Consider the following 12,996-nt stretch of genomic DNA (forward strand, 5'->3'; position numbering starts at 1 on the left):
CTGGAAGGGGCAATTTGCCATGGCAATCGACGTAAGGCCGGGTCGGGCACATAGATCCGGACCGGTCCGGGGGCTGGGCTGTGGACCGGAGCCGGGTTGTCGGAATCTGCCGACGATGGGGTAGGCTGTGCCCGCACTGCCAAGGATCAGCGGGTACGGATCATGTCGATCTATGCATTGAAAGGACGTTTCCAGGACCTGTTGCGTCCAGCCGTACGCGGTCTGTACCGCATGGGGATCACCGCCAATACGGTGACCGTGGCCGCCGCCGTGGTCTCGCTGCTGGTGGCCGCCGCCGTGTGGTGCTGCGCGCCGTCCCAGCCCCTGCTGTACCTGCTGCTGCCGCTGTGGATGCTGCTGCGCATGGCACTCAACGCGGTGGACGGCATGCTGGCCCGCGAGTTCGGCCAGCAGTCGAGGCTGGGAGCCTATCTGAACGAGCTGTGCGATGTGATGCCGACGCGGCGCTGTACCTGAGCCTGCTCAGCGTGCCGGGCGTGCGCCCGGAAGCGCTGTGGCTGCTGGCCTGGACGGCGGCCCTGAGCGAGTACACCGGGGTGCTGGGGCTGATGGTCGGTGCCAGCCGCCGCTATGACGGCCCGATGGGCAAGAGCGACCGCGCGTTCGTCATCGGCGTGCTGGGCCTGCTGCTGGCGTTCGGCTGGGGGGCTGCGATGACTGTCACTGGCGTGGCCGCGGCCATGGCGGTGCTGTGCGTGCTGACGATGATCAATCGCGTCCGTCGCGGACTGCGGGAAGCGGCGGTTTCGCCGAATTAATCAAGCAGATACAAAAAAGACAATCAGGAGATTGCATGCGTCAGGCGCAGGAACGGGAATTCCACAGCTTCGACCAGGTACCGCTGTTCTACCGGTACTGGGCGAGCACCACCGCGACCCCAGCCACCAAGGCTGTCGTGCTGCTGCATCGCGGCCATGAACATTCTGGCCGGGTCACCCACCTGGTCGATGAGCTGGACCTGCCCGACACCGCCTTCTTCGCCTGGGATGCACGCGGTAATGGGCGTTCGCCCGGCGCACGAGGCGATGCCCCGGGCTTCCCGGCGCTGGTGCGTGATCTGGACAGCTTCATCGCCCACATCGGCGCCGAGCATGGCATCGCGGTGGAAGACATCGTGGTGATCGCACAGAGCGTGGGGGCGGTGGTCGCCGCCACCTGGGTGCACGACTACGCGCCGCGCCTGCGCGCGCTGGTGATGGCTTCGCCGGCGTTCAAGGTGAAGCTGTACGTGCCGTTCGCACGCCCGGGCCTGGCCTTGATGCAGAAGCTGCGCGGCAATTTCTTCGTCAACAGCTACGTCAAGCCGCAGTGGCTGACCCACGATCCGGCGCGGGTGGAAAGCTACCGCACCGATCCGCTGATCACCCGGCCGATCTCGGTGCGCGTGTTGCTGGGCCTGTACGAAGCGGCCGACCGCATCGTCGCCGATGCGCAGGCGATCAGCGTGCCGGTGCAGTTGCTGGTGTCCGGCTCGGATTTCGTGGTGCACCGTGGCCCGCAGGACCGCTTCTACGAGCGCCTGTCCAGCCCGATCAAGGAGCGCGTGCATCTGCCGGGCTTCTTCCACGACACGCTGGGCGAGCGCGATCGGGCGCCGGCGCTGGCGCGTATCCGCAGTTTCATCCAGGCACGTTTCGCCGAGCCGCTGCGCGAACTGTCGCGGCGCGATGCGCACCGCCATGGGCCGACTTTCGAAGAATCGGAGATCCTGGCCTGGCCACCGGAACGCAACAGCCTGGCCGACCTGCGCTGGCGCGTGGTACGTGGCGGCCTGCGCTTCGGCGGAACGTTGTCCGAAGGCATCGCGCTGGGTCTGCAGACCGGATTCGATTCGGGCAGCACGCTCGACTATATCTATCGCGATGAGGCGCGCGGCAAGGGCCCGTTGGGGCGCATGGTCGATCGCAACTATCTGGATGCGATCGGCTGGCGCGGCATCCGCATTCGCGGCCAGCACCTGCAGGAACTGCTGCGCGACGCTGCCCAGCGCCTGCGCGGGCAGGGCACGCCGGTGCGCGTGCTGGACGTGGCCGCCGGCCATGGCCGCTACGTGCTGGAAGCGCTGGGCCAGGGCGAACAGCGCGCCGAGCGCATCGTGCTGCGCGACTTCAGTGATCTGAACGTCACCCAGGGTCAGGCCTTGATCGAGCGCCTGGGGGCGGCCGACATCGCGCGCTTCGAGCAGGGTGATGCGTTCGACCCGGCACAGCTGGCCAAGGTCGATCCAGCACCGACGCTGGCGGTGGTATCGGGCCTGTACGAACTGTTCCCCGACAACGATGCGGTGCTGCGCTCGCTGCAGGGCATTGCTGCGACGGTGCCGGCGGGCGGCTACCTGGCCTATACCGGCCAGCCGTGGCACCCGCAGCTGGAGTTCATCGCACGCGCACTGACCAGCCACCGTGGCGGCGCCGCGTGGGTGATGCGCCGCCGTACCCAGCAGGAAATGGACGAGCTGGTGTGCCTGGCCGGGTTCGAGAAGGTGGCGCAGCGTATCGACGACTTCGGCATCTTCACGGTGTCGCTGGCGCGCCGGACCGCGTGATGGCGACGCTCGCCGCATCCCCGCTGGCCGCAGAGGGGCGCCCCTGGCGGCGCGCCCTGTTGTGGCTGGCCCTGCTGGGCCCATTCTTCTTCGCCAGCTATGGCTTCGCCAACTGGATGGCTGGCCGCCATGCCGAACTGCCGGTGATGGCGTTCGGATGGGAAACGCAGATTCCGTTCGTACCGTGGACGATCGTGCCGTACTGGTCGATCGATCTGTTCTATGCGGTTTCCTTCTTCCTGTGCCGGCAACGGTTGGAGCTGGACCGGCATGCGTTGCGGTTGTTCAGTGCACAGTTGATCGCGGTGACCTGCTTCCTGCTGTGGCCACTGCGCTTCAGTTTCGAGCGGCCGGAGATCGGCGGTGTGTTCGGTTGGTTGTTCGATGTGCTGCTGGGCTTCGACAAGCCGTTCAACCAGGCGCCATCACTGCACATCGTGTTGCTGATCGTGCTGTGGGTGAAATTCGCGCAGTACCTGCATGGGGTGTGGCGTTGGGTACTGCATGTGTGGGCGCTGCTGATCGGCGTCTCGGTGCTGACCACATTCCAGCATCATTTCATCGATATCCCGACCGGCCTGCTGGCCGGTTGGCTGTGCGTCTGGCTATGGCCGGAGCAGGGCACGCCACCCTTGCGCGCCTGGCGCACTGCGCGTGATGCCAGACGCTGGCGATTGGCAGCGCTGTACCTGCTGGGGGCCGCTGCATTGCTGGTGCCGGTGGTGCTCCTGCGTGGCGCGGCGTTGTGGCTGCTGTGGCCGGTGGTATCGCTGCTGCTGGTGGCGTTGGCGTATGCGGGGCTCGGTACGGCGGTGTTCCAGAAGCGTGCCGATGGTCGCCTGACCATGGCGGCACGCTGGTTGCTGGCGCCGTACCTGGGTGCGGCCTGGATCAATTCGCGGCTGTGGACGCGCCGCGCGCCGCAGCCGGTGCCGGTGATGGACGGTGTATGGCTGGGGCGTGTTCCCTGCGCTGCATTGCCGGCACCCTTGGTCGGCGTGGTCGATGCCTGTGCCGAACTGTCCTGTCGTGCACCGGGCGCGGCGTATGCCAGCGTGCCGATGCTGGACCTGGTGGTGCCCACGCCGCACCAGTTGCGCGAGGCGGCCGAGGTCATCGAGCGGCTGCGTGCGCATGGACCGTTGCTGGTGTGCTGCGCACTGGGCTATTCGCGCAGTGCTGCCAGTGTGGCGGCCTGGCTGCTGCGCAGTGGTCGTGCCACCGATACCGATGCCGCGGTGGCGATCGTGCGCACGGCACGTCCGGGCATCGTGCTGGGCGCGGCGCATCTGCATGCCATCACTGCTGCAGCGGGAGTACGCACGTGAGTACGGTTCCCGATCTGGCAACCATGCAGCTGCTGCTGCGGCAGGGCCGTTGGCCGGCGGGCCTGTCGCTGGGCCTGCTGCTGGTGGCGCTGCTGCTGCTCGGCACTGAACCTGGCCTGGCGATGATTGCCGCCGGCCTGTTGCTGCTCAGTGTTGCCGCGGGCATCGCACAGATCTACCACGCGTGGCGGGTGGCGCTGGATGCCAGCCTGTTGCAGCTGCTGCGCGATGAGAGCCTGGACGGCGAAGCCGCCGCGCGCCGCACCGACCAGCTGCTGCACGCCAGTGGCCTGCGCCGCATGCAGCCCGATGCGCCACTGCGCGGCTGGGATGCGCGCTGGGCCGGCATGCGTCGCCTGCTGCTGCGCCAGTACCTGCTGACCGCAGTGCAGTTCGCACTGCTGGTGCTGGCCGTGTTGTGGCCGCAGACGTGAACGGGAGGGACCGATGTTCGCTGAATTGATTGCGCGCGCCTGCAGTGGCGCGATCCATGTAGTGACCGGCGCCCGCGCGCTGTGGATCGGCTGTGCGCCGTCCAGCGAACGGCGCGTGTATTACGGCAACCACGCCAGCCATGGTGACTTCGTGCTGATCTGGTCGTCGATGCCACCGGCACTGCGGCGCCAGGTGCGCCCGGTGGCCGCGGCCGAATACTGGCAGCGCGATGGCCTGCGTCGCTACCTGATCGATGCGGTGTTCAACGGCGTGCTGGTCGAGCGCGAGGCCGGCCAGCGCCAGCAGGATCCACTGCAGGCCCTGCGTGACGCGGTGGACGAAGACTGCTCGCTGATTCTGTTTCCGGAAGGTACCCGCAACGTGGGCGAAGAGCCGCTGCTGCCGTTCAAGAGCGGCATCTATCACCTGGCACGGCAACGCCCGGAGCTGGAATTCGTACCGGTGTGGATCGACAACCTGAAGCGGGTGATGCCCAAGGGCCGCTTCCTGCCGCTGCCGCTGCTGTGCACGGCCACCTTCGGTACGCCGCTGCGGCTGCAGGCCGACGAGGACAAGGCCGCCTTCCTGGCCCGCAGCCGGCAGGCGCTGCTGGACCTGGCGCCGAACGGGGGCAGGGCATGAGCTTCCTGATCGATGTGTCCGGCGACCTGGCCACGCAGAGTGTCGGCCAGCAGACCGGCCTGCTGTTTGCTGGCGTGGGTGCGGTGCTGGTGCTGGCCACGCTGGTGGCCGAGACATTGCGCTGGCGCCAGCGTGGGCAGCCCAGCGCGGTGATCGCCAACCTGGTCTCGCGCATCCGCGCGTGGTGGGTGATGGCGATCGTGGTCGGGCTGGCGCTGTTCTTCGGTCGTGCCGGGGTGATCGTGCTGTTCGCGATCATCTCGCTGTTCGCACTGCGCGAGTTCATCACCCTGGCGCCGACCCGCTCGGGCGACTACTACGCCCTGCTGGCCGCGTTCTACATCGTGCTGCCGTGGCAGTACTACCTGGTCTGGATCGACTGGTACGGCATGTACACGCTGTTGATTCCGGTCTATGCGTTCCTGTTCCTGCCGATCCTGTCGACCATTGGCGGTGACACCACGCACTACCTGGAGCGGACCGCGAAGGTGCAGTGGGGGTTGATGATCTGCGTGTTCTGCATCTCGCACGTGCCGCTGCTGCTGAACCTGCACGTGCCCGGCCATGACCCGTCGCGCAACGTGCTGCTGTTCGCCTTCCTGGTGATCGTGGTGCAGTCTTCGGACGTGCTGCAGTACATCTGGGGCAAGTTGCTGGGCAGGCATCTGATTGCGCCGAAGCTGTCGCCGTCGAAGACGGTGGAGGGCTTCGTGGGCGGTGTGCTGAGTGCCAGTGCGCTGGGTGCGGCACTATGGTGGATCACCCCGTTCACGCCGCTGCAGGCGTTCGGTCTGTCGCTGCTGATCAACCTGATGGGGTTCTGGGGCGGCCTGGTGATGTCGGCGATCAAGCGCGATCGTGGCATCAAGGACTGGGGCCACATGATCGAGGGCCATGGCGGCATGCTCGACCGGCTGGACTCGGTGTGCTTCGCCGCGCCGGTGTTCTTCCATGTGGTGCGGTACTACTGGAAGGCGGGCGGCGGCGGTTGATTCTGCCGGCTTCCATCCACGCATGGCGTGGATCTACTGGCGGGCGGGGGCGGTTTACTCTGCCGGGCCTTCATCCACGCATGGCGTTGATCTACCGGTAGTGCCGGCCGCTGGTCGGCAACTGCAACATCCTGCCATCGTTCATGGGGTTGCCGGCCAGCGGCCGGCACTACCCTCGTGCGCGCTTACGCGCTGATGCCGTATTCCTTCAGCTTCTTGCGCAGGGTGGCACGGTGGATGCCCAGCATCGCGGCGGCGCGGCTCTGGTTGCCTTCGCAGTGGTTGAGCACTTCCACGAACAGCGGAATCTCCATCTCGCGCAGCACGATCTCGTAGACATCGTCCGCATCGCAGCCATCAAGGTCACGCAGGTAGCGGCGCACGGACTGGGCGACGTGTTCACGCAGCGGTGGCCGGGGAGCGCCACGACTGTTGTCAGGACGAGAAAGGACAGCGTTCAAGGGGGTTCCCGATTCGGTTGGCCCGTGCGCGCGGAGCGCGCGGCCGGACGAGGTGGTGGCGGCCAGTCTAGCGCGAGCGTGCCCGGCCTGCCACGGCTGGTCGCCTCTCCCCGGTCAGAGGAAGTCGAAGGTGAATGCGACGGTGGACGCAGCGGGCTCCTGCAACCGGAAGGCGACGCGCGCGCTCTGGCCCGGTTCCAGCAGGGCTGCACCGGGGTTCTCGCCCAGGTACTGCGCGGGCGTGAACACGCCGCTGCCGATCACCCGGCCATCGGCATCGGACAATGACAACCGCAGGTCCGGCCACGCCTGTGCCCAGCGCGCATCGTTGCGGATGCTGGCCTGCACCTGCAGCACACCGGCCTGGCCCGGCAGGGGGCGGATCTCGCGGCTGGTCATGGTGAACGCAGCGGGTTCGTGCCAGGCAGGCAGGCTGCAGCGCAGCACGCCGCACAGCGTGCCCAGCCATGCGCGGTTGCCGGCGTCGGCGGCCAGCCGCGCGCGGTCGGCCAGCACGCTCTGCAGTACCAGCAGCAATGCCAGCCCGGCGACCAGCAGCCAGTGCCAGCGGGGTGTTGGCAGCGTGCGCGTGCGCGCGCTGCCGAGGAAGCTGGGGGCATCATTGGCGACCGCCGTTGCCTGCACCGCGACCGGCGCCGGTTCGATGGCCGCTGCTTCATCAACGATGACAACGTCATCGTCGTGTCGCATCTCTGTCGCCGGTGGGCGTACCAGGTCGATGGGCTCGGCCTGCATCTGCTCCACAGGCGTTGGGTGCCCGGCTTCGTCCTGCATGCGCGCATCGGTCGCACGCGCATCGGTCGCAGGCGCAGGCTCACCCTCCGGCGTCGTGCGCAGGAAGGTGGCCAGGGGACGGCGCGGTGGGTTCGGCTCGGACATGCTCAGGGCGCGGGCTCGGATCCAGCGGTCATTCAACCACGATCAGGCGCGGCGCACGCCGGTGATGCGCATCCAGTCGCCATCCTGGGTGGCCTGCAGATCGTCGAACCATGCTGCATAGCGCTGCAGCAGTTCGCCTTCCTGGCCATGCAGGATGCCGGACAGGGCGATGCGGCCACCGGCAGCAACGCGCGCAGCCAGCAGTTCGGCCAGCGCATCCAGCGCCGAGGCGAGGATGTTGGCGACCACGATCGGATAGGTCGCGACCGGTTCGTCCTGCGGCAGGTACACATGCATGCGGGCCTGCTCGCCGTTGCGCTCGGCATTGTCGGCGGTGGCGACCAGGGCCTGCGGATCGTTGTCCACGCCGATGGCTTCGGCGGCGCCCAGCTTCAGCGCGGCCAGTGCGAGGATGCCCGAGCCGCAACCGAAGTCGAGCACGCGCTGGCCCTGCAGCAGGCCATCGACCGCCAACTGGTCCAGCCAGCGCAGGCACAGTGCGGTGGTCGGGTGGGTGCCCGAACCGAACGCCAGGCCCGGGTCCAACCGCACCACGGCGGCATCGGCGGCCAGTGCGGCCTCCGGCAGTTCATGGTTCCACGGCACGATCCAGGTGCGACTGCCGAAGTCCATCGGCTGGAACTGGTCGAGCCAGGCACGTTCCCAGTCTTCATCCTCGACCGCGCGGAAGCTGCCGCTGCTCCAGTCCAGCTCCGGATCGAAGGATTCCAGTGCGGCCAGCAGCAACAGCGCGTTGCTGTCGGCGGGGAACAGCGCGCTCAGCACCAGCGTGTCCCACAGCGGGGTCTCGCCCACGCCCGGTTCGAGAATGGCCTGTTCGTTGCTGGTATCGGCCTCGGCATCGAGCAGGGTCACGGCCAGTGCACCAACGTCCTCCAGCGCATTTTCATAGCGGGGCTGGGTGGCTTCGGTGCAGCGCAGGGTCAGTTCCAGGAACGGCATGGTGGTGGGGGCAATCGCGGGAAAGGGGGCCATGCTAGACCATCGGGGCGTCTCCGTATTGCCTGAGATGCCGCTCCGAGATGAACGAAGCCCGTTCAGACAGGCCCGTCGGGCCTTGCTAAACTTCGTGCTTTCCTATGCGCCGCATCGCCTACCGCCGCCGATGGCCTTCGCTCCGACCCTGAAAACCTGGTTGCTCGTACTGCCGGCTGTGGCCGTGCTGGGCGTGGCCGGTTATCGGGCCAGCGGCCATGCTGCGACGTCTTCGGTAGCGTCGGCGGATCTGGCAGGTGCGGTCGCGGCCGCTGACAGTGCGGCGCCGCTGCCGGTGATGCCGGAGGCGCTCGCGCGCCGCCTGGCACCCTTCGAGCGTGGCAACGCATTGCCGTCCGGGCTGCCCCTGGATCTCCGCGCCGATATCGAAGACGCCACCGACCTGTATGCCTATGCTCAGCGGTTGCGTGCCCAGGCGGACGAAGGCAACCACGAGGCGCGCTGGATGCTCAGCCGTGTCTATGACTACTGCGCGCAGTACGCGGTCGATCCGGGTGGCTACCGCTTGGACAACAACGTGCTGGCCGGGCTGGGCCTGACCGCCGCACCGGCGATGGTGCAGGCGCGCGAACGCGTCGCGCAGCGTTGTGGTGGTTTCGTGCCGGGCGACAAGCTGGGCACGGCCTTGGTGCTGTCCGAACGTCGCAAGGCGGCCGCACAGGGCAATCTGGCTGCTGAGGCTGCGTTGTTCGCCGAGGGCGAACCGCTGCAGGACAGCCCCGAGTACCGCCGTGACCTGGTTGAACGGGTGCGCACCTCGCGCGACCCGGAGGCCTTCATGGCGATCGCACCGGGCATGGGCGTGCGCGCCTCGGGTGACCGCGCGCTCAACGGCCTGGTGGCGGGCGAGCAGCTCAGTGAACTCGCATGGCGGCTTGCGGCCTGCGAACTCGGTCTACCGTGTGGGGCAGACAGTGTGCTGGTCAACAGTTTTTGTGCGAACGGAGGGATCTGTTCGCAGGATGGTACGCAGGATTTCCGGGATTTCGTGTATGACGCTGCGGTATCGCGGCAGGGCGCTGGGAAGATGAAGGAATGGATCAAGCGATTGGTTGGAAAGAGGAACGAGCAATGAACTACCGCCGATTCCTGCACGGGGCCAAGTTCTGGTTCTGGGTGGCCCTGTTCGTGGCCTACTCGGCCGGCGCGGTTGGCCTGTTGATGATCGATACCTATGAAGATCGCTACCGGCATCTGTCGAAGGTGGAACTGACCACGGTGAAGGCGCAGGAAGACGTGCGCCGTGCCGGTGCCAGCCAGGTGGCCGCGGTCTATCGCGCGCAGAGCGGCATGCCGTTCGCGTCGCTGCCGGCGGGCAGCACCTTCCAGGTGGTGTGGCCGGATGGTTCGACCGAGACCATGGTGATCGTCGACCCGACGTCGCCCAATGGCGTGCGTCCGCTGGCGAACTCGCAGATTCCGGCCGAAGCTGCCGACAAGCGCTGATGCGCCTGCTGTAGCGCCGAGCCCACGCTCGGCTGAGCTTTCCGGCAAGCCGAGCATGGGCTCGGCGCTGCAGCAACAGAAAAGGGCGGGGATATCCCCGCCCTTTTCATGTCCAGCACGTGGCGCCGATCAGGTCAGCGCGATCGGCTTGTTCTTGCGTTCGGCCAGGCGCTTTTCCAGGTAGTGGATGTTCTGGCCACCGGCCTGGAAGCCCTTGTCGCGCATGATCCGCTGCTGCAGGGCGACGTTGGTCTTGATGCCATCGACCACCATTTCGCTCAGTGCCACGCGCATGCGGGCAATGGCGGTTTCGCGGTCCGGGCCGTGCACGATCAGCTTGCCGATCATCGAGTCGTAGTTCGACGGCACGCGGTAGCCACTGTAGATGTGGGTGTCCACGCGCACGCCGGGGCCGCCCGGCGGATGGAAGCCGGTGATGGTGCCCGGACTCGGCACGAAGGTTTCAGCATCTTCGGCGTTGATGCGGCACTCGATGGCATGGCCGGTCAGCACTACGTCGCTCTGCTTGATCGACAGCTTCTGGCCGGCGGCGATCTTCAGCTGCTCAGCCACCAGGTCGATGCCGGTGACCATTTCGGTAACCGGATGTTCCACCTGGATGCGGGTGTTCATTTCGATGAAGTAGAAGCGGCCGTCCTCGTACAGGAACTCGAACGTGCCGGCACCACGGTAGCCGATGCGTACGCAGGCTTCGGTGCAGACCTTGCCGATCTGCTCGCGCTGCTCGGCAGTGATGCCCGGTGCCGGCGCTTCTTCCACCACCTTCTGGTGGCGGCGCTGCATCGAGCAGTCACGCTCGCCCAGGTGGATGGCGTTGCCCTGGCCGTCGGCCAGTACCTGGATTTCCACGTGGCGCGGGTTCTCCAGGAACTTCTCCATGTAGACCTCGCCATTGCCGAACGCGGCCTTGGCCTCGCTCTTGGTGGTTTCGATCGAGGTCTTCAGCGAGGCTTCGGCGTGCACCACGCGCATGCCGCGGCCACCGCCACCACCGGCCGCCTTGATGATGACCGGGTAGCCGATCTCACGGGCGATCTTGGTGTTGGCGACGATGTCTTCGCCCAGCGGGCCGCCCGAGCCGGGCACGCACGGCACGCCGGCGGACTTCATCGCGCGGATGGCTTCGACCTTGTCACCCATCATGCGGATGGTGTCGGCCTTGGGGCCGATGAAGATGAAACCGGACTCTTCCACGCGCTCGGCGAAGTCGGCGTTCTCCGACAGGAAGCCGTAGCCCGGGTGGATGGCCTGGGCGTCGGTGACTTCCGCCGCGGCGATCAGTGCCGGGATGTTGAGGTAGCTCTGCGGCGACGGCGCCGGACCGATGCAGACCGACTCGTCGGCCATGGCCACGTGCTTGAGGTTGCGGTCGACCGTGGAATGCACGGCCACCGTGCGGATGCCGAGGGTGTGGCACGCGCGCAGGATGCGCAGCGCGATTTCCCCTCGGTTGGCGATGACGACTTTGTCGAGCATGGCGTGCCCCTCAGCCGATCACGAACAGCGGCTGGTCGAATTCGACCGGCTGGCCGTTCTCGCCGAGGATGGCGACGATGGTGCCGGACTTGTCGGCTTCGATCGGGTTGAACATCTTCATCGCTTCGATGATGGCCAGGGTCTCGCCTTCCTTGACCTGCTGGCCAACGCTGACGAACGCAGGCTTGTCCGGGGCGGACGACGCGTAGAAGGTGCCGACCATCGGCGAGCGCAGCACGTGGCCTTCCGGCAGCGCCGGGCCCGGCTTGGCGGTGCCACCGGTGGAGGCTTCGGTCGGCGACTGCATCGGCATCGCCTGCGGCGCCGGAGCGGCCGGAGCGGCGTACACCGGGGCGGCGACCGGGGCGGCATAGCCGGCCACCGGGGCGCGCGACAGGCGCACCGACTCTTCGCCTTCCTTGATTTCGATTTCAGCCAGGTTCGACTCTTCCAGCAGGTCGATCAGCTTCTTGATTTTGCGGAGATCCATGGTGGCCTCTTTGCTCTTGATGTCAGTGTGGTGGGAAGCGCATCGCGCTCGGGTCAAAGCAGTTCGTAGAACTCGCGCAGCTGCCGCGTACGGTCGCGCGTCTGGGTGATCAGGCACTGCATCTTCGCAGGGTTGCGCGAGGTGCCGTCTGCATTGAAGGCGTAGACTGCCTCGCAGTCTGCATCGCGCAGGGTTATCCAGATGCGCTGGGCCTTCACCAGCTGCTGTTCGGCCGCTGCGCAGCGGCTGCAGCTGCCATCGGCGGCCTGCGCCTTCAGTTCGCCGCGCGCCTGGACGTAAACGGCGTTCAATGCGCTGTCGGCGTCATCCAGGCGATCGGAATCGCACATGTCGCGCTCGTAGCCGCCGGTCGCCTGCGCGCAGTCAATGCCAGCGGCCGCGCGCTCGGCGGCGATGCTGGCGCCGCACACGCCGGCCCACAGCACGATGCAGGCAAGCACTCTTGGGAGCATCTTCACGCGCGGGCCGCCTGCACGCGCAGCAGCGCCGCGTCCATCGCGTAGCGGTAGCTGTCGGCGCCGAAACCGCAGACCACGCCCACGGCCTTGTCACTGAAGTAGCTGTGCTGGCGGAACGGTTCGCGGGTATGCGGGTTGGACAGGTGGATCTCGATGAACGGCACCGCCACCGCCGCCAGCGCATCGCGCAGGGCGACCGAGGTGTGGGTGAAGGCGGCGGGGTTGATCAGGATGAAAGCGGTTCCGTCGTCGCGTGCGGCCTGCACGCGGTCCACCAGCACGTGCTCGGCATTGGACTGCAGGCTCTCCACCGCGTGCCCGGCAGCCGAGGCCTGGGCGGCCAGCGCCTGGTCGATGTCGGCCAGCGTGGTGTGGCCGTAGACCTCCGGCTCGCGGGTGCCGAGCAGGTTGAGGTTGGGGCCGTGCAGGACCAGCAGCTTCGCCATGGGATCCGGAAGACGGGAAAGGGCGGCAGTCTGGCGGAACCGGCGGATGCTGTCCAGTTCGGCGAAGTTTGCAGCGTTTCAATCGATTGCTTGAAATTCCCCGGAGGGCTTGCGGCCGTATGGCGGGCGCTGGATCAAGGCGCGCTGAACGCCGTGCAGCTGGGGGATGCGTGCACGTAGGCCGACGATGGCGGCAGGCCGGGCGATGACCGATGCCGCAACGGGCTGTGATGCGGTAGATCCACGCCATGCGTGGATGAAGGAAGTTCGGTGCGCAGCAGGCTACGCACCCACCGA

General features: G+C 67.2%; 14 protein-coding genes and 1 pseudogene. 8 read left to right on the plus strand and 7 right to left on the minus strand.

Annotated elements, in window-relative coordinates:
• The first annotated feature begins 162 nt into the window (after positions 1–162).
• From QRO95_RS23380 to QRO95_RS23405, 6 genes and pseudogenes are all read left to right on the plus strand, one after another.
• Positions 163–779, plus strand: a pseudogene (locus tag QRO95_RS23380) (CDP-alcohol phosphatidyltransferase family protein).
• A 35-nt stretch (positions 780–814) separates the two neighbouring features.
• A complete protein-coding gene (locus tag QRO95_RS23385) occupies positions 815–2,566 on the plus strand; it encodes a bifunctional alpha/beta hydrolase/class I SAM-dependent methyltransferase (RefSeq protein ID WP_285303597.1) in 1,752 nt (583 codons plus the stop codon).
• Between the two features lie 23 nt (positions 2,567–2,589).
• A complete protein-coding gene (locus QRO95_RS23390; RefSeq protein WP_285303600.1) occupies positions 2,590–3,894 on the plus strand; it encodes a phosphatase PAP2/dual specificity phosphatase family protein in 1,305 nt (434 codons plus the stop codon).
• Complete coding sequence (locus tag QRO95_RS23395) at positions 3,891–4,328, plus strand: hypothetical protein (RefSeq protein WP_285303598.1); 438 nt, start codon at positions 3,891–3,893, stop codon at positions 4,326–4,328. Before QRO95_RS23390 ends, QRO95_RS23395 begins: the two co-directional genes overlap by 4 nt.
• 13 nt (positions 4,329–4,341) lie before the next feature.
• Positions 4,342–4,971: a 1-acyl-sn-glycerol-3-phosphate acyltransferase gene (locus QRO95_RS23400; protein ID WP_201117484.1), complete on the plus strand. Its 630-nt coding sequence runs from the start codon at positions 4,342–4,344 to the stop codon at positions 4,969–4,971.
• Positions 4,968–5,963, plus strand: a complete 996-nt coding sequence (locus QRO95_RS23405) for a phosphatidate cytidylyltransferase (protein WP_032129555.1) — start codon at positions 4,968–4,970, stop codon at positions 5,961–5,963. Before QRO95_RS23400 ends, QRO95_RS23405 begins: the two co-directional genes overlap by 4 nt.
• 185 nt (positions 5,964–6,148) lie before the next feature.
• Here QRO95_RS23405 and fis read toward each other — a convergent pair whose 3' ends face one another.
• The 3 genes from fis to prmA form a co-directional block, all read right to left on the minus strand.
• Positions 6,149–6,424, minus strand: coding sequence for a DNA-binding transcriptional regulator Fis (gene fis, locus QRO95_RS23410; RefSeq protein ID WP_005419706.1), 276 nt, complete (start codon positions 6,422–6,424; stop codon positions 6,149–6,151).
• 114 nt (positions 6,425–6,538) lie between these two features.
• A complete protein-coding gene (locus QRO95_RS23415; protein WP_285303599.1) occupies positions 6,539–7,324 on the minus strand; it encodes a DUF3426 domain-containing protein in 786 nt (261 codons plus the stop codon).
• A gap of 42 nt (positions 7,325–7,366) precedes the next feature.
• Positions 7,367–8,287 (minus strand): 50S ribosomal protein L11 methyltransferase, encoded by a 921-nt coding sequence (gene prmA / locus QRO95_RS23420; RefSeq protein ID WP_201119393.1) that lies wholly within the window; start codon positions 8,285–8,287, stop codon positions 7,367–7,369.
• Between the two features lie 163 nt (positions 8,288–8,450).
• Here prmA and QRO95_RS23425 point away from each other — a divergent pair, with 163 nt between their 5' ends.
• Positions 8,451–9,416, plus strand: a complete 966-nt coding sequence (locus QRO95_RS23425) for a hypothetical protein (protein WP_032129558.1) — start codon at positions 8,451–8,453, stop codon at positions 9,414–9,416.
• Complete coding sequence (locus QRO95_RS23430; protein ID WP_010481078.1) at positions 9,413–9,787, plus strand: hypothetical protein; 375 nt, start codon at positions 9,413–9,415, stop codon at positions 9,785–9,787. The genes QRO95_RS23425 and QRO95_RS23430 overlap by 4 nt, the downstream gene beginning before the upstream one ends.
• A gap of 129 nt (positions 9,788–9,916) precedes the next feature.
• Here QRO95_RS23430 and accC read toward each other — a convergent pair whose 3' ends face one another.
• Genes accC through aroQ form a run of 4 tightly spaced genes read right to left on the minus strand, consistent with a single transcriptional unit; the run spans position 9,917 to position 12,699 of the window.
• Positions 9,917–11,284 carry an acetyl-CoA carboxylase biotin carboxylase subunit gene (gene accC, locus QRO95_RS23435; RefSeq protein WP_032129559.1) on the minus strand — a complete coding sequence of 456 codons (1,368 nt, stop codon included), beginning with the start codon at positions 11,282–11,284 and terminating at the stop codon, positions 9,917–9,919.
• Between the two features lie 10 nt (positions 11,285–11,294).
• Positions 11,295–11,774, minus strand: coding sequence for an acetyl-CoA carboxylase biotin carboxyl carrier protein (accB, locus tag QRO95_RS23440; RefSeq protein WP_032129560.1), 480 nt, complete (start codon positions 11,772–11,774; stop codon positions 11,295–11,297).
• 53 nt (positions 11,775–11,827) lie between these two features.
• A complete protein-coding gene (locus QRO95_RS23445) occupies positions 11,828–12,253 on the minus strand; it encodes a lysozyme inhibitor LprI family protein (protein ID WP_080355197.1) in 426 nt (141 codons plus the stop codon).
• A complete protein-coding gene (gene aroQ / locus QRO95_RS23450; RefSeq protein ID WP_049423471.1) occupies positions 12,250–12,699 on the minus strand; it encodes a type II 3-dehydroquinate dehydratase in 450 nt (149 codons plus the stop codon). The genes QRO95_RS23445 and aroQ overlap by 4 nt, the downstream gene beginning before the upstream one ends.
• Positions 12,700–12,996: the final 297 nt, after the last annotated feature.

This window comes from Stenotrophomonas maltophilia group sp. Smal13 (genome assembly GCF_030236855.1).
Classification (GTDB): Bacteria; Pseudomonadota; Gammaproteobacteria; order Xanthomonadales; family Xanthomonadaceae; genus Stenotrophomonas; species Stenotrophomonas maltophilia_A.